The organism is Pseudoalteromonas sp. KG3, assembly GCF_030436385.1.
Taxonomy (GTDB): Bacteria; Pseudomonadota; Gammaproteobacteria; order Enterobacterales; family Alteromonadaceae; genus Pseudoalteromonas; species Pseudoalteromonas prydzensis.
Genome location: NZ_CP098523.1, coordinates 2,559,180 through 2,583,641, shown reverse-complemented (window position 1 = coordinate 2,583,641; position 24,462 = coordinate 2,559,180). Strand labels below are relative to the sequence as shown.

Here is a 24,462-nt window from a genome sequence, read left to right as displayed (position 1 = left end):
TTTTGTGCTTGTTACTTACGGCCTCGCCAGCCGCTCCATACATCTTCAACATCGGCTTTATTTTTTTGCTTTTTCTTACCGGTGCCTTCAGGTTTGGCCATGGGTTTATCGTTTTTAAGCGCCTGTGCAGCATCAAGATTCGCTTGGTTTACGGCAAAGCCTGCTACCTCTTCGCGCTCTAAACGTAGTTTGTTTTTCTTTTCAATAATTTTAAAATGATGGAAGTCTTCATAATCAATCAGTGATAACGCTAAACCTACTTCACCTGCACGGCCACTGCGGCCAATACGGTGCATGTAATCAGCAGGGCTGCGCGGTAAGTTAAAGTTAATGACTACTGGTAGCTTTTCAATATCTAAACCACGGGCAGCAATGTCTGTGGCAATCAGTACTTCAATTTCGCCATTTTTAAATTTTTCGATTACTCGAGTACGTTCACTTTGGCCTTTATCGCCATGGAATACTTGCGCATTCACGCCGCGTTTTTCAAGCTTACTGGCTAAGTGCTCACAGTCTTTTTTAGCGTTGACAAAAATCAGCGCCTGACGCCATTGATGCTGCTTAATTAAATGCGCTAAAACCGTAGTTTTTTCACCTTTATTTACCGTAAATACCCGCTGAACAAGCGTGCTTTCACCTTTGTTTTGAACTTGAATTTCAACAGGGTCGTTTAACAACTCTTGCGTTAATAGCTTAACTTGCTCTGGGAAAGTCGCTGAAAACAACATGGTTTGCCTTTTAGCAGGCATAAGCGCTAATAAATTAGCCAACTCTTCGGTAAAGCCTAAGCTTAATAAGCGGTCGGCTTCATCAAGCACTAAAGTTTTTACTTTATCGAGCTTAATCGCATTGCTTGAGATTAAATCAAGCAAACGCCCTGGGGTTGCTACGATAATATCAGCTCCACCGCGTAGAGCTTGCATCTGGGTATTAACAGACACACCACCAAATACCGCCACCGTTTTAATTGCGCCATTAAAGTTAGCAGAATACGATTTAACACTATCGGCCACCTGCACTGCCAGCTCACGTGTAGGTACTAAAATCAGCCCTGAAACAAAATTACCTTTGCTAGCAGTTTTTTTAGCGCTTTCTGCTAAAAACAGCGTTTGTAGCATAGGCAATGCAAACGTTGCTGTTTTACCTGAGCCGGTATTCGCCCCTGCAATTAAGTCACTGCCCGCCAAGATGCTTGGAATTGCTTTTGCCTGAATCGGCGTAGGTTGCGTGTATTCAAGATCAGACAATCGAGCAATTAGCTCTGGAATTAGGCCAAGTTCGTTGAAAGTACTAGGGTTTGCGGCTGAGGTCATAAAAAGTGCGGGCTCATTACTAAAAATAGCCTGCAATTTTAGCGTATTTATTGCCCGTTAAGTAGGGATTAGTGATTTAAATATACAAAGAGAGCATTCACTCCTCTAAATCAATCAGTTATTATCAAAAGCCAAAGTAAATAAGTCATCAGTAGCAATATAAATTGCTCTGAACGTTTTATCACTATGTTCATTTTCATACTACAGCGTTTATCCAATTAATATAATTTTGACTCAAAACCAATAACTCAATAATATCTTTAGTAAATCTAACAGGGACAGTTTTGTATGGATACCTCCTTACTACTAATAAGCGCATTGCTTTACTTCTTTTTACCTCTGTGGGGAATAGCAGGCTTTGTTGACTGGTGTTGTCATAGAGCCACCAAAATAGAGCACACTTCTGGTATTAAAGAAACACTAATGCATTCTGTTATGGGCATCCAAATGGGGCTGCCTATTGTTCTTTGCCTCGTATTTGATGTTAATGCTTTAATTCTATTAATTTGCACCATTACGTGGGTGTTACACGAAATTGTTGCTCACATGGACGTTAGATACGCATCTCCAATAAGAGAAATATCTATTTGGGAAATGCATGCGCATACTTACTTGGGCTCTTTACCTTTATATATGCTAACTAGCATTATCCTTATTAATTGGGATCATTTTTTAAAATTAATCACACTTGATTTTGCAGGTGAGATTACTTTTAAACTACTTGATAGCCCTTACGGTACGGCTAGTTATTTACCAGCTTACTTAACATTTATGGCTATTGTATGTATTTTCCCTTACATGGAAGAAAATATTCGCTGTCTCTATGTTTATTTTAAGGGAAGAAAAAATTGAACGTCTATATAAATAGTACAGGCAGCTACTTACCTGGTGAGCCGATAGGAAACGATAAAATCGAAGACGTGCTGGGTTTAGTCAATCAAAAGCCGAGTCGATTAAAAAATAAAATTTTAAAATCAAATGGGATTAAATTTCGCCATTACGCAATAAATACTAACCAAGAAACCGTCGAAACAAACTGCGACCTTGCAACAAAAGCAGCAATAGAGTGCATTGAAAATAGTTTTGTTGCTAGAAAAAAAATACAGTTGCTAAGCTCTGCCACCAGCCAAGGTGATATGGTTTTACCTGGCTTTAGCAGCATGCTACAAGCCGAGTTAGATATTCCCGAGCTTGAAATTAATACCAGCCATGGTATTTGCTCTAGCAGCATGATGGCGCTTAAATATGCTTATGCAAATGTTAAAGCCGACTTAAGTAGCAATGCACTGGTAGTTGCCAGTGAATTCGCTTCTCGCTTATTCAAACACACGCGCCTAAAGTATCCCCAAAATTAGCCTTTATATATCAATGAACTAATAGTGTTAAAAAATATGGGTAGTGAGGGAACATTCATGGTGTTTTGTGATCTTATGAATCGCTTAAAAACAACAGAACTAAACACCATGAATGCGTCTACTATTTTGCACAATATGCTCCGCGCTGTCACCCCTAACTCTATTCATAAAGCCAGATTTAATACTCTAGTCGCTGCCGTTAAATCTCTTTTGCACTGTCAGCAATGCACCTTGACATCTATTGGTCGCAATTTGGATTCAAAAACAACTGAAAAACATGATATTAAACGTATTGATCGACTACTCAATAACCACGAGCTTTTGCGTGAGTCGACATCGGTTTATGTTCGCTTAAGCCGTTTTGTGGTCACTGAAAAGCATCCCGTCATTTTGGTTGATTGGAGTCATGCAGATACACAAACCAAATACTGTATTCTGCGTGCCAGCATTGCCAGTGAAGGTCGTTCTTTGACCCTGTATCAGGAAAGTGCATTCAGTTTTCAGTATCATTGCCCAAAAGTTCAAAAACGGTTCTTAAAGATGCTCAAACTGATCTTGCCGGGTGACTGCCGGCCCGTAATTGTGACGGATGCGGGCTTTAAAGTTCCTTGGCTCAAAGCCGTGCGAAACAATGGCTGGCATTATATTAGCCGTGTTCGAGGTACGGCACATTTGAAAACGCAGGGCAGCGATGAGTTTGTTCCATGCCAGTCACTATTCAAGAGCAATCAACGTAAGAGCCAGTATCTTGGCGCGACCGAGTTGACCAAAAGTGCAAAATATCAAACTCATGCAGTGCTGGTTGGCAAGGGACATAAGTTATTAAAAAGAGATAAAAAACGTGGTTATAAGGAGCCTTGGCTACTCGTTTCTTCTCTTCCAAAGAGGCACCACTTTCTCGAAAAAGTACTCAAATTATATGGTATGAGAATGCAGATAGAAGCAGGATTTCGAGATCAAAAAAGTGTTAGGTTCGGCTTAGGCTCAGATCTGCACAGGACAAACAAACTCTATCGATTAGACATACTGTTGCTGCTTGCCACACTGGCTCATTGGTTCTCAATGATGCTGGGGGCAGTGATAGACAAAGCAGGAAAGACAGGCGCTTTTCAAGCTAATTCAACCAAAAAAAGACGAGTAGTGTCATGGGCATTTGTTGGGCTGCGATACTTCAAAAAACAGTCCATTAAACTGCGACGGCGAGATTATTTGGCAGGACTAGCCTATTTCGTACAGGTGGTAGTGCAACTCGATTGGAAAAATATGGATGTGAGTGATGTAATTGAAACTTAATGATTATTTCTGGGGATCCCTTAGCACACGCGCTATGAAGCACTTGAAAATAATAGCATCGATTTCAACGCTGAGTTTCTACGATGGATGCTATCTGATGGCGCAGGAGCACTACTTCTCGAAAATATCCCTAGACCAAATACAACCAGCTTAAAAATTGAATGGATCAAAAGCTTTTCTCACGCTGATGCATACTCAACCTGTATGTCGATTGGTAAAAGCAAAGACGAGCAAATAAAAACGTGGCAAGACTACCCTAACTATTCAGAAGCAGAAAGTGCAGGCGCACTCATGCTCAGACAAGATGTAAGGTTATTAGACAATATCGTCTCTGTAGGAGTGAATGGTTTTTTAAAGCTAATTAGTGCTGGAGATATAAAAGTAGCCGAAATAGACCATGTATTGTGTCATTTTTCGTCTCATTATTTCAAAGGTAAAATTTTTGAGATGTTAGAGCAAGCTGGCGCTATGGTCCCTGAACAAAAATGGTATACCAACCTATACGAACGGGGCAACACAGGCTGCGCCTCTTTGTTTATCATGCTCGATGAATTTATAAAAACACACCAGTTAAACTCGGGTGCAAAAATACTTTGCATGGTGCCTGAGTCAGGCCGCTTCAACTGCGCTTATATGCTGCTCACTGTAGAGAATTAATATGGAACAATTTATACAAACAGATCTTGGCAAAAAATGCCTTCATGAACTGCTTAATACTTGGCTTGATTTTGATAAAAACTTATCAAAAGTACCTATTATTAAGCGCCTAGAAACAGGCAAACTGAGCCAAGAAGATTACCGCGAACTCTTATTAAATATGCGCCAACAAGTAATTGAAGGCTCTCGGTGGATTAGCAGAAGCGCATCAAGTTTTGATCGCCATTATAGTGACGTACGTTCTGCGGTAATTCATCACGCATATGATGAACATCAAGATTATCTCATGATTGAGCAAGACTATGTTGCTGCGGGAGGGCTGCTTTCAGACATACAAGCGGGCACTAAAAACATAGGTTCGGAAGCACTTCATGGTTATTTAATGTATACAGCAAGCTTACCAAACCCCGTTTCTCTTATTGGCGCAATGTGGATTATCGAAGGGCTCGGTAATAAAATGTCATTGAAATGGGCTAAGCTCATTAACGAATACTTTGATCCCCCATCAACTATCACTCGTTTTTTAGAATATCACGGACAAAATGATGCCGATCATCTAAAAGAGCTGTATCAATTAATAGATCGCGTTACCTCTTCTGAAGAGCAAATAGACGCCATAGTAAAAACAGCAAAAGTAGTTGGACGCCTTTATTGTCTGCAGCTTGAGGAAGTAGATCATAATGAGTAACAAACAAAGTGCTTACCTTAAAGCAATAAAAGCAGATGACTCTATACCGATAGAAAAAGAAGCACTTTTACTTTGGCACAAAGATATAGAAAATGGCTTTCGCTGGATACTCAGGCCAATCGCACAATTTGTATTTGCAATACTACTGCATATTATTTGGTTCTTTAAGCGGCTTCCCTTACCCCAATTTAGCGCACATATATTTTTACAGAAAACAATTTGCTGGTTTTGCAAACACTTTGTGTCTATTGAAGCTAACCAATTAATTTTAAGGCACTTTGCTACAGAGTCGAATATCTTAAACTTTTTAGCCGAGAACACAGGACATGATCACAGGGTGAATTTATACCCCAAAACAATAGCTGAAATGCTAGATAATAGCTTTGTTGATCATGACCAAGAACTATTCGAGTCATTTGCAAAGCTTGGGAAAATACCAACAGATACCCAAGTAGCCCCCCCATATAAATGGGATAGTTGGCAAGCTATCAATATGAGTGACTTTTTGATTGAACGTAAAGCAACACAAGTGATTGACTTTGAGACAGCTCACGCATTATTTATGTGCCTATTTTGTTTACTCTTAAAGCGTGATGAATACCGTGATGCAATCAATGGCTTCAACTTAGATCAAAGTATAGCGATTAGAATTGGCAGAATAATTAACGATAACTCACTCACAGAGTACGCTTATAATAAATACCCACACTACTTAGTTGGCCCTTGGAACCTTGGGCAACGCTTTCTGATGCATGGTTTTTTTACAGAGCACATGTACGCTAAGCTTGAAGCTTTGAGAAAAGAACAAATGACTGACTAGCGCATCAATAAAATTAGCGAGATCCTCAAAGTAATTTATTTGACTATCCCTGTTAGCGCCTCAAACCCATAGAGGCTTTCATAAAAAGCCAACAACTAAGTTGGCAATATTATTAGTTCTTGCTCAGCTCTGCTTGCAACCTAGCTTTTGTATCTTTTAAGTAATTTATATAAGGGTATGAGTCATCTGCAATGGCCAAAGCAGATTCCATCTGTTCAAGCGCTTGACGAGTATCACCTTGCATTTCATAACCATAAGATAGAGCTGAAAGCGCATCGACGGATTTGGGGTGGTTTTTTAAATTGTACTTAAACACCTCAATTGCACGGGTAAACTGCTTGCTGCCCGTTAAGTTATAACCGAGTGATCTAACAGCGCGATCTGGTGGGGATATTTGCTCGCCCCATTGCTGAGATAATGTTTTATAATATGCATCAATAGACGCAACATCGTCAGTTAAAGCGCTCATTGGCATTTGTTTAGGAAAAAATAAGTTGTGATAAGCATTAAATATGCCTGCAGCAGAGGTTAAGCCATGCGAGATACCATCAAACGCATCATTAAAAAAGCGTAACCCCCGCGCTTTATGTGATTGCAGTGATTGCTGCGGGGGGCGCAGTAGTTACCGCTGGCGTAGGTATAGCAATTGCTATGGGCCCCGTTGGCTGGGTTATATTAATTGGAGCAGGTTTAGCTACTGGTTATGCCGCAGGTAAAGTTGCTGATGCTCTAGGGCAAGGTTTTTCAGGACTAATTTATGATGTTAGTACTGATATAAATTGGTTTTAAACTATGTATGTTATACCTGAAAATATTTTCTGGATTTTAGCTGGACCATCTTTAATTGCTTTTCTCATTTCAACTTTATGCTTCACTCGCATTTCAATGAAGCATATTGAGAAAAAAATGCGCGAAGAAGGGATACATGAGCCACTTTGGGATAAAGGGCTAGGTATAAGAGTGAGCATGTATGGAAAAGTAATTAGACGACAAAAACCTGCGAAAGCTACGGTTGTTAATGATGAAGCCATTTTACGACACGCCAGACCTATTGATTTAATTTTAGCTCGCACAATGCATTACTCTTTCATAATAATGATGACCCTAGCCATTTATGGCTATTTTGCTTATGACTTAGGTGAGCGCGCATATTAAAAAGGCGCATTAAGCGCCTTTTTAGCTTTAACAGGTAATTACCAACTTATTGATTTTACTCAACTGTAACCGATTTGGCTAAGTTACGTGGTTGGTCAACGTCGGTGCCTTTTATTACTGCTACGTAGTAAGAAAGTAACTGTAGTGGAATTGTATATACAACTGGGGCAATGATGTCATCTACGTGGTTTACATTAATTACACGCATTGTCTCGTCTGACTCAAAGTGTGAGTCTTTATCAGCGAATACGTAAATAATACCGCCACGAGCACGGACTTCTTCTACGTTTGATTTAAGCTTTTCAAGCAATTCGTTGTTTGGTGCTACAACGATGATGGGCATGTCGGCGTCAATCAGTGCTAATGGGCCATGTTTAAGCTCACCGGCTGCGTAGGCTTCTGCGTGAATGTATGAAATTTCTTTAAGCTTAAGTGCGCCTTCCATTGCAATTGGGTATTGTGAACCACGGCCTAAAAACAGTGAATGGTGCTTGTCGGCAAACTCTTCAGCTAAGTCTGCAATACCATCAGCAAGTAATAACGCTTCTTCTAACTTGTTTGGTAAGGTTTTAATTGCGTTCACAATAGTGCTTTGATCCAAGCCTTTTTCTTGCGCTATAGACGCAGTAAGCATTAACAAACCAACTAATTGCGTGGTAAATGCTTTAGTAGAAGCAACACCAATTTCAGCGCCGGCTTTGGTCATAAAGGCAAGGTCTGATTCGCGCACCAGTGATGAGCCTGGTACGTTACAAATGGTCATTGATGCCATGTAGCCTTGCTGTTTTGCTAAACGCAGCGCTGCTAAAGTATCGGCTGTTTCACCCGACTGTGAAATTGTCACAAGTAGGCTGTTTTCATGTACGTAAGATTGGCGGTATCTAAACTCAGAGGCAATTTCTACGTTACAGCTAACGCCTGCAAATTGCTCAAGCCAGTAACGTGCAACCATACCTGAGTGGTAAGAGGTACCACAGGCAATAATTTGTACGTGTTTTACATCTTTAAAAATTTGTTGGGCGCTGTCGCCAAAGGCATCAATCGCTACGCGGTCGTCATTTAAACGTCCTTCAAGGGTATTACGTACAGCAAGTGGCTGCTCGTAAATCTCTTTTAACATGTAGTGACGGTATTCACCTTTACCTGACGCATCTTGAGTGATGTTTGATTCGATCACTTCACGCTCAACAGCGTTTCCATCTATATCAAAAATCTCTACGCTGTCACGAGTAATACGTGCAACATCACCTTCTTCAAGGTAAATAAAGCTGCGCGTTACAGGTAATAATGCAAGTTGATCAGAAGCTATAAAGTTTTCACCAAGTCCTAAACCAATTACTAACGGGCTACCTGAGCGTGCTACGATAATTTCGTTATCGTTGGCTTTATCAAATACTACAGTACCAAATGCACCTTCAAACTGCTTAACTGCGGCTTGTACTGATGCAAGTAAAGTGGTGTGTTGCTGGCGAAGTTGGTGAATTAAATGCACCATCACTTCGGTATCTGTGTCTGATAAAAACTCGTAACCATCGCCTTTTAGTGCTTCACGCAGGCTGGCGTGATTTTCAATAATACCGTTATGTACTAAAGCAATTTCACTATTTGAAATATGCGGGTGGGCGTTTGCTTCTGTTACGCCGCCATGAGTTGCCCAGCGAGTATGAGCAATACCGGTTGTGCCTTTTACAGCAGCTTCATTTAGCGCGTTTTCAAGGTTAACTACTTTACCTACCGCTTTTACGGTATTTAGGCTGTTGCCTTCAAGCAATGCCACGCCTGCTGAGTCGTAACCACGGTATTCAAGACGCTTTAAGCCTTCTACTAAAATTTTATTTACTGGGCGTTCTGCAACGGCCCCAACGATTCCACACATAGTCTCTCCTTTTGCACATGCCAAAGCGTTAACTTTGGGTTGGTATGTGTTGTTTAATATTTAAATGTAGATCACAGGTGTTGTCGGCCTGTGATGAACACGAATTTGTAAATTTATAACTCAGCGCAAATCAACTGCACACCACATGCTTCGATAGCTTGGCGAGTATCAAGCGCCAAGTTGCTGTCGGTGATAAGCGTAGTCACTTGCTGCCAAGGTAATTCTAAATTAGGGATTTTTCGGCCGATTTTTTCTGACTCCACCAGCACTATAACTTCACGGGCAGCGCCTGCCATTACTTGGCTTAAGCCCACAAGCTCATTGAAGGTAGTAGTACCGCGCTCTACATCAATGCCATCTGCACCAATAAATAGTTGATCAAAGTCATACGAGCGTAAAACATTCTCAGCTACTTGCCCCTGAAACGACTCTGAATGTGGGTCCCAAGTGCCACCGGTCATCAAAAGTGTAGGCTCGTTTTCCAGCGCCAACAATCGGTTAGCGACCTTAATGGCATTGGTCATCACCACTAAACCGCGCTTATTGCCAAGCTCAGGGATCATTGCCGCCGTTGTGCGGCCACTATCTATAATGATGCGATTGTGATCTTTAATCAGCCCTGCTGCCGCTTTTGCAATCGCAACTTTACGTTTTGAATCAATATCATCGCTGACAATTTCTTGTGGTAATGCTATCGCACCACCATAGCGGCGCAGTAATAAGCCACTTTTTTCCAGTGCGGTTAGGTCTTTACGAATGGTCACTTCAGAGGTTTGAAATTGTTCAGCAAGTACATCAACAGCTACTTCTCCTAGCTCATTAATTTGAGTAAGAATAAGGTGACGACGTTGCTGGGTGTTTCGTTTAGTCATTAAGTGAACCATTTAAGTTTCGTTTCGAAAGTTACGAGATTTTAAACGAAACTATATAAATGGCAAGTGAATGTATAAAAATACCGCCAACTTATGCAATAAATTAGCTAGCTCTATTGTTTTAATAAACCTGCTTGAAACAAATTAGGCCTATTAATACTAAACATCTCTCGATTAAAAAGTGTAACCTATGTACACTCATTGTTATAAATAACAATAATTTAAAGGAATAAAAATGAAGTTACTCATAGTCTTGAGCTTATTTTTTTATAGCGTAAAAAGCGTTGCTGGCGCAACGCAGTGGATTGATTTCACGCTCGAAAATGGCCATGTAAAAATACCCGTTGTCGTCGCTGAAATAGACGGTTATGCACTTTTAGATACTGGCGCACAGCTCAATGCTATAAACCCTCGCTTTATCAATAAACATAAATTAAGTTTTGATAAAGGTAAAAAAGTCAGGGTTAAAGGAATTTATGGTATTGAAGATAAAACATCCTACAATAACGTACCAACTAGCTTTTTTGGTATCACCACTGAGCTTGATAACTTAACCGAAGTTAATTTGGGTTTTCACACAACTTCTTTGTTACTTGGCGCGGGCTTTTTTCAACAATTTGTAATGCAGCTTGATTATCCAAATCAAAAAATGCGCTTAATAACCCATGATTCTATTAAACTGCGAGAGCTTGAAAACATAAAAATGCAAACACAAAAAGGCTCTGGTATGCCTATTGTTGAAGTTGGCTTGCAAGATGGTGAAACTGTTTGGCTATTACTGGATACCGGAAATAACGGCGGTATTGTTATCGATCGCAAAGTGGCAAGAAAAATGGGCTGGTTGGATAATTTAGACGTCGAAGCAGCTATCAGCATGGGGGCAAACACTCTAGCAACAACAGAAAGCTTTAGAATTCCCTCCTTAAAATTTGGCCCTTATGAGCTTGAAAATGTATTAGTGAGCGTTCCTGCTGAAGGACAAACGGCGTACCTTGAGAGCCAATACGAAACAACCGGCTCACGTATTAAAGGTCGTAAAGTTCAAGGCTTGATCGGATATGATGTACTAAAGCACTTTTTAATCACTATCGATTATAAAAATGGCCACGCCCATATTGGCTTACCTGAAGAGTAATAATGAATAAATTCAATAGCCTTGATAAGTCATACTTAGAGCAACGCAAAACTGCCCATGAGACTTGCCGCATGTTTGCAAAGAGCCCCAGCAAAGGCAATTTGAAACGTATTAAAAGCATGTTTGCTGAGTGTGGCGAAGGCGTGATTATTGAAGCGGGGTTACATTTTGACTATGGCAGTCAAATGCAAATTGGTGATCGTACTTTTATAAACATTAACTGCACTGTGTTAGATGCTCCAATTAATGAAGGCGCTATAACTATTGGCAGTGATTGTTTAATTGGTCCCAATGTACAGCTATTAGCGGTCTCTCATGCAGTAAATCACATAGAGCGGCTCAATAAAGAAAACTTTGCAGCCCCCATTACTATCGGTCATAACGTGTGGATTGGCGCGGGAGTTATCGTTTTAGCGGGTGTTAGTATTGGTGATAATGCCGTGGTAGGCGCAGGGGCGATAGTAACCAAAGATATTGCAGCAAATACAGTGGTTGCTGGTAATCCGGCGATAAGAATTAAAGATATTTAAACTTTACAACTCAAGTTTGCGAGCAAAAAGCTCGATTTAAATTCCTGTCGCGGGATAAACCCGCTGCTACCTATCCCCCTCAAATTGTAGGTCGCCATTTATGGCGACAAATATAACAGCAAAAAGCCTAGCAATATTGCTAGGCTTGGAGTTGGGAGTTTGTTAATAATTATTCATAACGTAAAGTAAGTGATGGCCGTGTACTGGCGGCTTTAAAGGCGATGCTTGCAACCGTCAGCCAAGTGATCGCAGCAACACTCAAAGCTGCAACCAAATAAACCCATAGCGCTTGATCAACCCGCTCGTTAAAGTTTGCGAGCCAGTCACCCACCAGCCAATAAGTAAGCGGGTATGCAATAGCTACACTCCCTAACACTAGAATCAAAAACTCTTTGGCTAGAAGATTCATAATGCTGATGCGTGATGCGCCCAGCACTTTGCGTACTGCCACTTCTTTTTGGCGGCGTAATACCGAAAATGATGCTAAACCAAATGTGCCAACACACGCTAAAAATACAGCTAAGCCGGAGAACAAAGTGACAAATTCAGTGGCGCGTTCGTCATTACGATAAAGCGCACGGTAATTGTCAGCCATCATTTCTATTTTTGGGTCATAAATATCAAGCGTTTCGGCCAAAATATTAGCAAGCTGTGACTTAACATGCGGGAGCTGTGTTAAATCCAGATTAACGATAATTCTACCAACCCAGCTACTGGTGTAACCGCAAATGAAGATAGTTGAGGGCTGTGTATCTTTAACGCTACCTACTTTTATATCTTTAACAACGCCAACAACCGTTATGGTAAGTTTTTGGCCGTAACCTGTGTCAGTACGCCAAATGCTGCCAATTGCATCTTCTGCGGTTGCATAGCCCGCTTGTTTAGCTAAAGATTCGGTCAATATTGCTGACGCGGTCGCTTGAGTATCACTGACTTTATTAAACCAATCAGCTCCCATTTTTGCACTAAAGTCACGCCCAGCTACCAGTGATAAATCCAAAGCACTCACAGCATCATTACCCACACCAATAAAGGGTAATGTTTGTTTAGTAAACTGACCGTTATCAGCCGTAAATGTGCGAGACGAGTTATAAGCACCGGTTAGTGAAATATCTATTACGCTGGCTTGTTTCACACCATCAATAGCGTTAATGCGATCTAACAGCACATTGTTTTGGTTATAGAATATATCTCCTGCATCAATATCACTGATCATCAGCTTGCCTTCTTTTGCGTAACCAACAGGGAGTGATTGCAAATGTGCCAGCTGCTGTTGTAGCAATAAGGCGGCAATGATCAGTGCGACCGACAACGCAGACTGTAAAACCAATAAGCTTTTTCTCACCGCTATGGCTGTGCGGCCGCGTTGTATATCACCACTAAGTACTCGTTTGGCACTAAACGCCGACATAAACATCGCAGGATAAATCCCCGCAAGCAAACCTACCAACAAGGTAACAACTGCAATTGCTGCGCCTAAAGCTGAACTGTAATTAAGCGCTAGCTGACGATCAACTAATTGATTAAAAGCAGGCGTTACCAATTCAACCAACATGCACGCTATCAGTGCTGCAATAATGGTAATAAGTAATGATTCAACTAAAAATTGGCAAACAATTTGTGATTTGCTCGCGCCAAGCGCCTTACGAACACCGACTTCTTTTGCGCGCTTTGCAGATTGCGCAATACTCATATTGATAAAATTAAAAGCCGCTAGCAGCACCAACAAAATACTTAAACCAATACAAATACGCAGCGTTGAAAGCGAGCCATTCATTTTCATTTCAAAATTAGAGCTGGCAGTTAAATGTAGGGCTGTTAAAGGGTTCAACGTAAGCTGCGCTGAGTCATAATCAGAGTCTTTATAAACAACCTCTCTATAACGTTGCTCAATAGCTTTTGCAAGCTTGCCAGCATCAGCGCCAGGAGTAACCCGAATATAGGTATAGCCATTGTTATTTTGAAAGTTACTATTTGCTGGTGGCTCTTTAATTAATGCTTGAAAGAAAAAATGAGTGTTATCTGGAAGATCGGCAAATACCGCACCGACTTGCCAACGTTTATTACCCTGTATTAAGGTCTCACCAATAATCGCTGTGCTGCCAAAAATCCGTATTGCGTACTGCTCACTGAGAGCAATCATATTTGGCGTAGTAAGTACTTTTGTCAGATCCCCAGCTACAATATCGATATTGATAAAATCAGTCACGTTACTACGCGCCGCGAGTACATTTTCTAATTTAAAGCCAACACCGTCACGAATAAACTCAGAACCAGGCGGAACCAGATCAAGTGAGAGTATGTCTTCAATTTCAGCCATGTCTTTAAAAGACGCGATCACATCTTTATTGACTACGGGTGCCCCCATTCCAAGTGATGGAAAATATTGATATACACGATACACGCGATCAGCATTCGGTTGTTGCTCATCATAAGAAGCTTCATTAAAAGCAAACATAGCCACTAAAATAGCTGCAGCCAAACCAACACTTAAGCCAATAATATTAAGTAAAAAATGCTGTTTTTGCTGTTTAAATGCCCGTAGGGCTGTCACTAAATAATTAATAAACATGTTAAGCAACCTCAGCAGCGCTTTGCTGCACAACATTCGCTTTATCAAGCATCACTTGGCCATCGAGTAAGCGTACTAAACGGTCAGCATACGCGCCTTCTTTCTCTGAGTGGGTCACCATAATTACCGTGGTACCTTCTTTATTTAATTCGCGCAGCATCGCCATGACTTCATCGCCATTTTTAGAGTCGAGGTTACCGGTTGGTTCATCGGCTAAAATGAGTTTAGGATTAATCACTAATGCACGCGCCACGGCTACCCGTTGCTGCTGACCACCCGACAGTTGCTGTGGTAAGTGCTCGGCGCGGTGATCAATGCCTACGCGTTTTAAAATGGTTTCTACGCGTTGCTTACGCTCACTTTTTGATATTTTTTGATACTGTAATGGCAACTCTACGTTTTCATAAACTGTTAGCTCATCAATCAAGTTAAAGCTTTGAAATACAAAGCCAATTGATTCTTTACGTAGCTCTGCTAGTTGCTTTTCGCTATAGCCTGCAATGTCAGTTCCCGCAAAATCAAAGCTTCCTGAGCTTGGCGAATCCAACATACCTAAAATAGACAACAAGGTTGACTTACCACAGCCAGAGGGCCCCATAATCGCTAAAAAATCACCTTCGTTTACGGTTAAGTTAATATTGCTTAGCGCTGTAGTTTCAACATCTTGAGTACGAAATACACGGCTTAAATTAGTTAGTTTGATCATTGTTATTTTCCTTAAAATTGTAGTTGCTGTGCTTTATCAAAGTTACTGTAGCTAGAGGTAATCACTTGTTCCCCAGCATTGAGCCCTTCAAGCACTTCAAAATAGTGTTGATTCTTTTTGCCTAGGCGAATATCACGGCGCACTGCTTTATCACCGCCTTGCTCGATTACATAAACCCAGTTACCGCCCGAGTTAGTAAAAAAAGCCCCGCGTTTAAGCAGTAAGGCATTGTTATTGTCATCCCCTAGCATTAACTCAATATCAATGCTTTGGCCGCGCTTAATGCTTTTAGTGTTACTGGGTAGGTCCACTTCTACTTGAAATTGCGACTGCTGTACGCGGCTATCGATTTTGCTCACTTTTGCATTCACCGTGCCGCTTTCAAGCTCAATCATTACCGCCATGTCACGCTGCACTTGGTTTAAATAAAATTCATCCATGCGCACCACTAACTTATATTCATTAGGAATATCTATTTGGCCTAACCGCGCACCACTGTTTTTAGATTCGCCAATTTCCACATCAAGTTCGCTTAAATAACCCGATACCGGTGCTTTGATTAATAAGTTGTCGAGATTTCGACGCGCAAATTGCAGATTTTTTTCGAGCATTTTAGCGCTATCAGAAAGCTGTGCCACTTGCACCTCACGGATTGAGTTTTCTTGCTTTTGGCGCTCAAGGGTAAGCTCTTTACGGGCTTGGTAATAATTTAAATCTTCTTCCAGCTCAGCAAGTTGCTCCTGCGCTAATACGCCACTTTTAACCAAAGGTTTAGTTTGTTTTAATCGACGAGTTAAGTGGGTAATTTTTAATTCGATTTCTAATAAGTCGCGGCGTAAGTTTAACCGGCTGGTTTCCATGGTCATTTGCGTATTACGTAAAAAGTTAAGCTGCTCGGTAACTTGTGCTTCACGGCTCATTACATCCAGTTGTAGGTTAGTATTGCTTAGGCGCACGAGCGGTTGGCCTTTCTCAACATATTCACCTTGCTCGACTAATCGCTCTTCCACTTGACCACCAGCAATGGTATCGAGATAAATACTGGTTTTTGGCACAACTTGACCGCGTAAGCTTAAGGCATCTTTAAAGGCACCTTGTTTAACCGTGCTAACCGTTAAACCACTACGCTCGATATTTTGGCTACGGCCTGTATCACTGCTTTGCGTAAAACCATATGCAGCCGCAGCAACACCTAAAGTAAGAGCTGCAAAAGTAAATTTTTTTAAATACTTTTGCGTAAATGAGCGTTCTATTTTTTTGTCCATGTCGACTACCTTGATACAGGTTTAATAAACTAATTACCGATAGTTATTACAAACGCTGTGCCAGTTTTATTTAACCAATAAATTCAAACGGTTAATGTTTATTTTTATTGTTCACATATTTGTAGTGTCCGCTAATAGAACACTTTTTTATTTTATAAACGTCCATTTATGGACACTGTCCCCTTTTTGTTTTAGGCTAAATAAAACTCTATAAGAATAAAAAATATGAAACACACAGGCTCTCTTCTAATTGTTGATGACAACCCAGACATTCTCATTGCAGCACGTTTATTACTAAAACAGCATTATCAAAGTGTTAAAACCACAGACAATCCATTTGACATTGCAGGCATCATTAACGAGCAACGCAAGCTCGAGCAACCCGTTGACGTAATACTGCTTGATATGAACTTTACCCAAGACTCAATCAGTGGCAAAGAAGGCTTTTATTGGCTGAAAAAAATTATCGAACAAGACGCTAATATCGTTGTTTTATTAATGACCGCTTACGGCGATATTCAATTAGCCGTAGATGCAATTAAAGCGGGAGCTTCTGATTTTATTGCCAAGCCTTGGCAAAACGAGCAATTACTTGGCGCCGTTGCCGCCGCGTTTTCACACGCCAAAGATAAACAGCAAGTGGGCACTCTGACCCGCCAAAAGCAAGGTCTAAACCAAGCCTTAAACACCCCCAACTTTGAATTTTTAGGTCAAAGTGCAGCAATGCAACATGTATTTGCCACCATCGAAAAAGCCGCACAAACAGATGCCAATATATTAATAACTGGCGAAAGTGGCACAGGAAAAGAACTCACCGCCCATGCCATTCATCAGGCAAGTATGCGCCATAATCAAACCTTTATGAGCTTAGATATGGGCGCCGTGGCACAGAATTTATTTGAAAGTGAATTATTCGGCCATAAAAAGGGCGCGTTTACTGATGCAAAAAGCGATCGCATTGGTAAGTTTGAACTTGCCCATGGCGGTAGCTTATTTTTAGATGAACTCGGTAATTTACCACTTGAACACCAGGCTAAGTTACTGGCCGCATTACAAAATAGGCAAATAACACCAGTTGGCGGCAGCAAAGCCGTTGATATAGATATTCGCCTGATTTGCGCCACTAACGATAACCTTGAGCAAGCAGTTATTGACGAGCGCTTTCGCCAAGATTTGCTATACCGAATAAACACCGTTGAAATTCGGCTACCGGCACTGAGAGAGCGCAGTGATGACATTCCATTATTAGCTAATTACTATCTAAAACACTTTGCGCAAAAATATAAACGCGACTTAACCATTAGCGATGATGATATGAATGCACTTTGCCAGTACGCGTGGCCAGGTAATGTACGTGAATTGGCTCATGCTATAGAGCGTGCGGTTATTTTAACTGAAGGGAATAAACTCGATATAAGCTCAGTGGTTGGTAATTCAGCATCAGTTAGTACTGACGAGAATACACAAAGTACAGGGGGTTTAAACAATGTAGCGCAGTACGATACCTTTGATTTAGAAATACTCGAACAACGTACTGTACGTGCAGCCCTTAAGCATCATCAGGGGAATGTTAGCCATGCAGCCAAAGCGCTTGGTTTAACTCGCGGCGCGATGTACCGTCGCCTTGAAAAGTATGGGCTATAATCATGCGTGCTAATTTATTGCTTTCGTTTAACATTATCGCACTTATAAGTGCAAGTGCATTGCTTAGTTATGCATTACAAAAGCATGGTTTTTCAGCGACGACATTATTAATAATTTTAGCCGCCGTAGCGTTAATAGCGCATATTTTTACGCTATTTAAGCGCCAACAAAAACAAGCTGAAATGGTGATCCGCGCTTTAGCCAATGGCGACAGCACCTTGGGCCTTGGCCAACAACACCCAATGCTTAAGCAATTTGAGCAAGTAAAAACTCAAATGCAAACGGCACGTTTTAATGCCGAGCAACAAGCACAGTTTCTACAAGCTTTGCTCATCCATGTTGATTTAGCCGTTATGGTATGTGATGACAATGGCAAAGTGATCGAGTCAAACCCAGCCGTTAGTAAGTTACTGGGGAAAAATTTTCAACATTTGCAAGAGTTAGGCGCTGTTGGCGAGCTAATTTTGAACGCCAGTAATAATATTCGCAGCACCACCTATTGGCAAAATGGCGAGCAGCACGATACCCTCTCTATTCAACTGAGTATTGCCGAAATACAAGGTAAAGTACGCCGAGTAGTGAGCTTGCAATCAATCCATGATCAATTACAACTTAAAGAACAACAAGCTTATAAACGCTTAACTAAAGTACTTACGCACGAAATTGCCAACTCTATTACCCCGCTTTCATCGTTAGCTGATACGTGCAGCAATTTACTACCACAAGAACTGTGTTTTATTGATATTGAAGATAAACAAGACTTACAGCTTGCACTAAGCACCTTAGCATCAAGAACGGCACATTTAGGCGACTTTATTGCTCGTTTTCGCCAAGTTAGCAGCTTACCTAAACCTAATTTAGCGCCTGAAAATTTAGCCAATATGCTAGCGCGTATTGTCACCTTGCATCAACAACAAGCACGCGAACAACACACCCATATTGAACTGTCGATTAAAAATCAGCAGTTAGTAATGCTTGATAGCAGCCAAGTAGAACAGGTATTAGTAAACTTAATAAAAAATGCTCTTGAAGTACTAAAGAGTAGCCAAAAGTACAGCGTTGAGAATGTCGTTCAACCAAGGATCAAAATTAGCTTGGCACAAAACACTAGCCAACAACTCTATATAGAAATTAGCGACAACGGCCCAGGCATTAGCGAACATGTGGTAGATATGATCTTCGTGCCATTTTTTACCACCAAGCAGCAAGGCTCTGGCATTGGCTTGAGCCTATCAAGGCAAATTATGCTCAACCACGGCGGTGATTTAATTTATGTACAAAAACCACAAGGCGCATGTTTTAGGTGTGTGTTTGGTTGAGTGTAGAACACCATTTAAGGTGACGACTCATTAGCATTAGTGTTTTCGCGCTAAAGCACGACCTACTTAATTGCACAGCATATCTTGTAGGTCGTCGTTTACGGCGACAATTAACTTGCAATATAGGTAGTTAAACTAACCTAAAGATCAGTGGGCTTACCAATATTAGTCCGCAACAAAAGCCAGCTTTAACTTGCCATGCTTTATATTTGCCTGTGACTTTAATACCTAAAAATGGGCTTAATAAATCGATACGACGCGCAGCAATAAACACTAGCCAACAAATAATGAATGTGAGACTTAGTATAAGTAATGGCTCCAAAAAACCACCTAGTTGCAGTTCAGATATATAAAAGGCTAAGCCAATAATCACACTTTGATGTAATAGATAAAACGGAAATACGGCTGAGTTTAATAAAGCCAGTTTAGGGTGATCGTGATTCAAAAAACGTTGTGCTAGTGCCAGCATCAATAACACACCCAATAGTCGCTGCGCGGTATACAGCATATCCATGCTGGTAATTTGCCATTGGCTAACAGCAGGATTTTGCCAAATCATGTGATAACCCAGCACTACAACTAAATAACCTAAAATGAATACCACTAATAACGCCTGCCAGTGACGTAGCAATTTGCTGTAAAATGCAGGCTGCCACGCAAGCAAGTAACCGTAAAGTAAAAACAACGCGCCCATGGGATATCGGAATGTATCACTCGGCCAGCTCAGTTTTAAAATACACAGCGGCAATAGCAATACAATAAAAACAATAACTAACGATCGCTCACATAAACGCATGATTATTGCTCGCGCAGTAGCGTGATGAAGCAGCGGCAGCACTAACACCAGCAATAAAGTAAATTGCCATAAGGAACGTAAATACCAAAGGTGGTTTACATCAACATGCGGCCAAATACCTGCTTGGTATTGGTTAAATAAAGGGTTAGTTAAATCAAAAAACTGCAAGTAAAACTGCCAAAAGCTCATTGCTAAGCCTGCCTCTTGGCTCATTTGCGCATAAAGCTGAATCGGCACTATAAACCAAATGCCAACCAATAAAGGCTGTAATATTTTTACACTGCGCGTTATTAAAAACATGCTTAAACTAAAACGCGCAATAATAAAACGCAGCGCCACACCTGAAATAAACCAGATTAATCCCATTCGCCATGGTGACAGCAACAGCATGGCATTCTCTATGTTGCTGGATAAATACTGGCTTTTAAAATGAAAGCCCCAGCTTTCACTGTATAGCATGCCGGTGTGGTAGAAAATTAATAAACCAAACGCAAGCACCCGCAGCCAATCTAAATCATAGCGGCGCAGTGGTAACTCAACGGCTTGATTAAACGCATTTAGCCATGGCTGTAATAGGGTTTGTAGCGTGTTTTTAATTGCTATTATAAGTTTCATGGTTGATTTAATTAATGACTACTTAATTACAACTATGCCCCTCTTACCGCGCTAAAAAATTAAAAAAGGCTGATAAAACAGTCAGTAGGGATAAGCGGCGGGATACAGGGATGATAAGTTTGGTGATTTATCACTATATTGATAGTCTAATAGTGAGGCAGCTTAAGAGTAACAATAATAATGATCACCTTAACGTATTTTCAGCGTTACCAAACCTGGTATGCGACACTATTTTTATGTAGTTATATTTTTATCAACAATACCATTAATGCCAGCTCAAACATTATGGAAGCCCAGCGCGATGGCGTACTTCCGTTTATGATCTGGGAGCCATTTGTATGGGAGTATTCCAGCGCTATTGGCACCTTGTTGTTGTTTCCCGCTTTAGTTTGGCTATTAAAAGCTAAGCCATTTAATTGGCAAAAGATCACTCGGTCATTACTCATTTATTTATTCGCAAGCGTTATTTTTTCGTTATTGCATGTAGGGATCATGGTCGCTATTCGCAAGCTCATTTACACCGTACAAGGTATGCAATATGACTTTGGATTAGTGTGGTTTGAATTACTTTATGAATACCGCAAAGACTTGTGGGGGTTCTTATTTTTAATTGCTGTAATTAAAGCCTACCAATATGTAGTGAACCAATTAACCGGTGAAGCGGCGCCGATCAAACAAGGCGAAGATACGCCTGAAAATTTAAATTTCGACAGACTACTGGTAAAAAAACTGGGAAAAGAATTTATTGTCCGCGTAGCACAAATAGACTGGCTTGAATCCAGCGGCAATTACGTAAATCTACATATTGGCGCACGAATTTATCCGTTACGTGCAACCATGAGCCAACTTATAACTCAGTTAGAGCCGCAAGGATTTTGCCGTATTCACCGCTCCTATGCCATTCGTTTAGATGTGGTTGAATCAATCACGCCATTACCAAGCGGTGATAGTGAAGTGAAACTTACAACGGGCAAAGTGCTTAATTTATCACGTCGCTATAAAGAGCAGTTTAAAGGCAACATAAATTCAGCCACCGCTAATTTTTAACTCACCTTATGTTAAGCTAACTTGCTTTAGGTTAGCCGCATTCATTTTTTCGGAGTAGTTTAGTACGTGTATTTAAATCGATTTATCCGCATTCTGCCATTGATTGTTATTTTATCAGGTTGTGAAACCACACCAGAACAACCATCGTCTCAACCAGCTATTAAGGCTGAACCTGCCACTATTGTTAGTAAACAAAGCGAACCCATTGAGAAAATAGCACCGTTAAATGCAAAAGAACTTGATGATGTGTGGCAACGTATTCGTGCGCAGCTAACATTTGCCAACTCTAGCCACCCTGATGTACAAAAGCGCATTGCTTGGTATTTATCGCACCCAAATTACATGGATGAAATAAGTCGCCGTGCTGAGCCTTACCTTTACTATATAGTCACTGAGGTTGAAAAGCGGGATCTACCGATAGAATTAGCGCTAATGCCGCTGATTGAAAGCGACTTTGATGCCAGTGCCTATTCGCACAAGCATGCATCTGGGCTTTGGCAATTAACCCCTTCAATAGCTAAGTATTTTAAGGTAAAAATTAGCCCTTGGTACGATGGTCGCCAAGATGTGATAGACAGTACCCGTGCTGCTCTGGATTTTATGGAGTACTTATACAAACGCTTTGATGGCGATTGGTATCACGCTATAGCAGCCTATAACTTAGGTGAAGGCCGTGTACTTAGAGCAATCAGCAACAATAAAAAGCAAGGCAAACCGACTGACTTTTTTAGTTTAAAATTACCTAAACAAACCAGTCAATATGTACCAAAGCTACTTGCTGCTGCGCAATTATTAAAAAACCAAAAGATGGCCTTCCCTGCAATCGCAAATAAAGATGCGATAGCCAAAGTGGCCATTTCTGGCTCAGTTATTTTAGATAATAAAGCCCAATGGCAACAGTTAGAGTCTTTAAATTACGGGGTTATTCGCTTCCCAGCAATTATTGATGCGCCGCATATCGTCGTTCCTGCCAGCGAGAAAGTACAATTTGAAACCATGATCGCAAATCAAAAAAGCAACGATTACAACCAATGGCAGCATTACACTGTTAAACGTGGCGATAGTTTGAGTGTTATTGCAAAACGCTACAAAGTGAGTGTGAGTCAGCTTAAAGCATTCAATAATTTAAAAAGTAGTACCATACGTATTGGCCAAAAGTTGGTGCTGCCGCAGTTAGCCGATACACAAATAGAGCACAAAGTAAAATCTGGTGAAAGCTTATGGAAAATAGCCAACCATTACAAAGTCAGCATCACTAAGCTAAAACAATGGAACAGCCTTTCAGGCGATCGCTTAAAAGTAGGCGAGAAGCTAACCGTATTTTTATCAGCAAGTTAATAACATGAACGCTGGATAATAAGCCTCTCTTCAGCGGCTATATCCAATGCTAACTGTGTTAGGCCTGAATATAATTAAAGGGCTGCAATCATGCAGCCCTTTGCAAACAGTGATTAATCATCAGCTTGTGATTTAGTGTGGTACCAATTTACTGTGCGGGTCAGCATCATAATCAAACTCAGCACTACAAACACCAGTAAACTGCCCATCAACAATGCGTAATCTTCTGCACTTAGTAGCCCGTACAGTAAGCTGTATAAAAACAGTATGCCAAGCAGAAATAACCCCCCATGCTTAGTATTTTTCAACATTCCAGCCACATAAATACTTAGTAATAACGAAGACGCTAATGCTGATAGTAAATAGGCAAGATTAAAACCAAGGTGCTCACCTAGCGATATCAACAATAAGTAAAAAACGGCCAATGCTAAGCCTACAAAGCCATATTGCACCGGATGAACAGGTTCACTGCGAAGCACTTCGAGTAAAAAGAAACTGGCAAATACCAGTATCAGCACTAAAATTGCGTAGTTACTGGCGCGATAGCTTTTTAAGTAATGATCCACACCATCCACAAGGTTAACCCCCATGCTACGCTGCTTAAATTGCTCGCACTGATTTTGAAAAACACAATGCTGAAACAGCTCTTTTAAGTTGCTAGCAAAGTAGTTTGTTTGCCAGCTGGCTGTAAAACCTTGTTCTGAAATACTTGACTCGATAGGTAAATAATCACCAACGAAGCTTGGATGTGGCCAATCGGCTTGCATGCTGAGACTGGTTTCTTTGCCGACAGGGGCAATAGCCAGTTTACGCATTCCTTGTAGGTTTAAATCAATTTGATAATCCAACGTCTGCTGCTCAAGTAAAGCACTATAATCGAGCTCAATATTAACACCTTCGGGCAATTGCAGTAGCTTAGTACCTGGCTGTAAGGCATATTCTTGGTTATTTATACGCATAGCACTACCTTGACCAATACCGCGAATATCTTTAATCGCCATGATCATATGTACCTGCTTTATCTTTTTATCGGCTATTTCATTTAAAGCCTCGGTATTAAATTGCCCCGCAAAGTGATTCGCTGAGCGATATAGCAAAGCCTTATAAATACCTCGGTATTTTTCAAAAGAAGATAATTCACTGTTTATTGTTAAGGTTTCAGGTAGCAACAACAGCGTTCTTAACTGTTCAGTGGTGTTGCCTTCCAAAGTATGTGTTTCTATAAATTGTACTTGAATAAACGGCCCAATGACTTGTTGCTCGCCGCTGCTACTTTTAGCAATATCAGCTTGCACTTGTTGCTGTAGCTCTGCACGTTCATCAATTAGATTTTGGATCATAAAAATAGGCACTAATAGCAGTACAATTAGACCTATGATAATCACCAATTTTGTTTCCAGTTTTTGTTTCATTGTTATTTACTCCGTGTTTGTTATAACTACAGAATAATCAACAAACATGGAGTT

At 40.7% G+C, this 24,462-nt stretch carries 22 protein-coding genes and 1 pseudogene; 14 read left to right on the top strand and 9 right to left on the bottom strand.

Going from position 1 to position 24,462, the window contains the following annotated elements:
- Positions 1-11: 11 nt before the first annotated feature.
- Positions 12-1,313: a DEAD/DEAH box helicase gene (locus NDQ71_RS12280; RefSeq protein WP_192541903.1), complete on the bottom strand. Its 1,302-nt coding sequence runs from the start codon at positions 1,311-1,313 to the stop codon at positions 12-14.
- Between the two features lie 288 nt (positions 1,314-1,601).
- Between NDQ71_RS12280 and NDQ71_RS12275 the strand changes: the two genes are divergently transcribed.
- The 6 genes from NDQ71_RS12275 to NDQ71_RS12250 all read left to right on the top strand — a co-directional run bounded on the left by NDQ71_RS12275 (position 1,602) and on the right by NDQ71_RS12250 (position 6,126).
- A complete protein-coding gene (locus NDQ71_RS12275) occupies positions 1,602-2,165 on the top strand; it encodes a diguanylate cyclase (protein WP_192541902.1) in 564 nt (187 codons plus the stop codon).
- Positions 2,162-2,668, top strand: a complete 507-nt coding sequence (locus NDQ71_RS12270) for a hypothetical protein (RefSeq protein WP_301561679.1) — start codon at positions 2,162-2,164, stop codon at positions 2,666-2,668. The genes NDQ71_RS12275 and NDQ71_RS12270 overlap by 4 nt, the downstream gene beginning before the upstream one ends.
- Positions 2,669-2,743: 75 nt before the next feature.
- Positions 2,744-3,961, top strand: a complete 1,218-nt coding sequence (locus NDQ71_RS12265) for an IS4 family transposase (protein WP_301562640.1) — start codon at positions 2,744-2,746, stop codon at positions 3,959-3,961.
- 87 nt (positions 3,962-4,048) lie between these two features.
- Positions 4,049-4,618 carry a 3-oxoacyl-[acyl-carrier-protein] synthase III C-terminal domain-containing protein gene (locus tag NDQ71_RS12260; protein WP_301561678.1) on the top strand — a complete coding sequence of 190 codons (570 nt, stop codon included), beginning with the start codon at positions 4,049-4,051 and terminating at the stop codon, positions 4,616-4,618.
- Position 4,619: 1 nt separating this feature from the next.
- Positions 4,620-5,306, top strand: a complete 687-nt coding sequence (locus tag NDQ71_RS12255; protein WP_192541900.1) for an iron-containing redox enzyme family protein — start codon at positions 4,620-4,622, stop codon at positions 5,304-5,306.
- Entirely contained in the window at positions 5,299-6,126 is an 828-nt protein-coding gene (locus NDQ71_RS12250) for a hypothetical protein (protein WP_192541899.1), read from the top strand. Before NDQ71_RS12255 ends, NDQ71_RS12250 begins: the two co-directional genes overlap by 8 nt.
- Before the next feature lie 112 nt (positions 6,127-6,238).
- Here the strand turns inward: NDQ71_RS12250 and NDQ71_RS12245 are convergent.
- Positions 6,239-6,733 (bottom strand): annotated as a pseudogene (locus NDQ71_RS12245) (tetratricopeptide repeat protein); the annotation flags it as partial.
- Here NDQ71_RS12245 and NDQ71_RS12240 point away from each other — a divergent pair.
- Complete coding sequence (locus tag NDQ71_RS12240; protein ID WP_301561677.1) at positions 6,724-6,915, top strand: hypothetical protein; 192 nt, start codon at positions 6,724-6,726, stop codon at positions 6,913-6,915. The pseudogene NDQ71_RS12245 and the gene NDQ71_RS12240 sit on opposite strands and share 10 nt — an antisense overlap.
- Positions 6,916-6,918: 3 nt before the next feature.
- Entirely contained in the window at positions 6,919-7,281 is a 363-nt protein-coding gene (locus tag NDQ71_RS12235) for a hypothetical protein (protein WP_192541897.1), read from the top strand.
- A 55-nt stretch (positions 7,282-7,336) separates the two neighbouring features.
- Here NDQ71_RS12235 and glmS read toward each other — a convergent pair whose 3' ends face one another.
- Positions 7,337-9,157 carry a glutamine--fructose-6-phosphate transaminase (isomerizing) gene (glmS, locus tag NDQ71_RS12230; protein WP_192541896.1) on the bottom strand — a complete coding sequence of 607 codons (1,821 nt, stop codon included), beginning with the start codon at positions 9,155-9,157 and terminating at the stop codon, positions 7,337-7,339.
- A gap of 113 nt (positions 9,158-9,270) precedes the next feature.
- Positions 9,271-10,029, bottom strand: a complete 759-nt coding sequence (locus NDQ71_RS12225; RefSeq protein WP_192541895.1) for a DeoR/GlpR family DNA-binding transcription regulator — start codon at positions 10,027-10,029, stop codon at positions 9,271-9,273.
- 235 nt (positions 10,030-10,264) lie between these two features.
- On the opposite strand from NDQ71_RS12225, the gene NDQ71_RS12220 reads away from it, so the two are divergent.
- Together NDQ71_RS12220 and NDQ71_RS12215 are read left to right on the top strand one after the other, a co-directional pair.
- Complete coding sequence (locus NDQ71_RS12220; protein WP_192541894.1) at positions 10,265-11,164, top strand: pepsin/retropepsin-like aspartic protease family protein; 900 nt, start codon at positions 10,265-10,267, stop codon at positions 11,162-11,164.
- A 2-nt stretch (positions 11,165-11,166) separates the two neighbouring features.
- Positions 11,167-11,694: a sugar O-acetyltransferase gene (locus NDQ71_RS12215; protein ID WP_192541893.1), complete on the top strand. Its 528-nt coding sequence runs from the start codon at positions 11,167-11,169 to the stop codon at positions 11,692-11,694.
- Positions 11,695-11,863: 169 nt separating this feature from the next.
- Here the strand turns inward: NDQ71_RS12215 and NDQ71_RS12210 are convergent, their stop codons facing one another.
- The 3 genes from NDQ71_RS12210 to NDQ71_RS12200 are packed head-to-tail and all read right to left on the bottom strand — an operon-like array spanning position 11,864 to position 16,237.
- A complete protein-coding gene (locus NDQ71_RS12210) occupies positions 11,864-14,266 on the bottom strand; it encodes an ABC transporter permease (RefSeq protein ID WP_301561676.1) in 2,403 nt (800 codons plus the stop codon).
- Position 14,267: 1 nt separating this feature from the next.
- Positions 14,268-14,972 (bottom strand): ABC transporter ATP-binding protein, encoded by a 705-nt coding sequence (locus NDQ71_RS12205; protein WP_301561675.1) that lies wholly within the window; start codon positions 14,970-14,972, stop codon positions 14,268-14,270.
- Positions 14,973-14,983: 11 nt separating this feature from the next.
- Complete coding sequence (locus tag NDQ71_RS12200; RefSeq protein ID WP_192541891.1) at positions 14,984-16,237, bottom strand: efflux RND transporter periplasmic adaptor subunit; 1,254 nt, start codon at positions 16,235-16,237, stop codon at positions 14,984-14,986.
- A 225-nt stretch (positions 16,238-16,462) separates the two neighbouring features.
- On the opposite strand from NDQ71_RS12200, the gene NDQ71_RS12195 reads away from it, so the two are divergent.
- Together NDQ71_RS12195 and NDQ71_RS12190 are read left to right on the top strand one after the other, a co-directional pair.
- Positions 16,463-17,881, top strand: coding sequence for a sigma-54 dependent transcriptional regulator (locus NDQ71_RS12195; RefSeq protein ID WP_192541890.1), 1,419 nt, complete (start codon positions 16,463-16,465; stop codon positions 17,879-17,881).
- Between the two features lie 2 nt (positions 17,882-17,883).
- Positions 17,884-19,200 carry a PAS domain-containing sensor histidine kinase gene (locus NDQ71_RS12190; protein WP_192541889.1) on the top strand — a complete coding sequence of 439 codons (1,317 nt, stop codon included), beginning with the start codon at positions 17,884-17,886 and terminating at the stop codon, positions 19,198-19,200.
- Positions 19,201-19,330: 130 nt separating this feature from the next.
- Here NDQ71_RS12190 and NDQ71_RS12185 read toward each other — a convergent pair whose 3' ends face one another.
- The gene (locus NDQ71_RS12185; RefSeq protein WP_192541888.1) at positions 19,331-20,611 is read right to left on the bottom strand and encodes an acyltransferase family protein; all 1,281 of its coding nucleotides are present in this window, start codon (positions 20,609-20,611) and stop codon (positions 19,331-19,333) included.
- A gap of 183 nt (positions 20,612-20,794) precedes the next feature.
- Between NDQ71_RS12185 and NDQ71_RS12180 the strand changes: the two genes are divergently transcribed.
- Both NDQ71_RS12180 and NDQ71_RS12175 read left to right on the top strand, forming a co-directional pair.
- On the top strand, positions 20,795-21,658 hold the full coding sequence (locus NDQ71_RS12180; protein WP_192541925.1) for a LytTR family DNA-binding domain-containing protein: 864 nt from the start codon (positions 20,795-20,797) through the stop codon (positions 21,656-21,658).
- Positions 21,659-21,724: 66 nt separating this feature from the next.
- Positions 21,725-22,996 (top strand): LysM peptidoglycan-binding domain-containing protein, encoded by a 1,272-nt coding sequence (locus tag NDQ71_RS12175; protein WP_192541887.1) that lies wholly within the window; start codon positions 21,725-21,727, stop codon positions 22,994-22,996.
- Between the two features lie 113 nt (positions 22,997-23,109).
- Here NDQ71_RS12175 and creD read toward each other — a convergent pair whose 3' ends face one another.
- Entirely contained in the window at positions 23,110-24,408 is a 1,299-nt protein-coding gene (creD, locus tag NDQ71_RS12170) for a cell envelope integrity protein CreD (protein WP_192541886.1), read from the bottom strand.
- Positions 24,409-24,462: the final 54 nt, after the last annotated feature.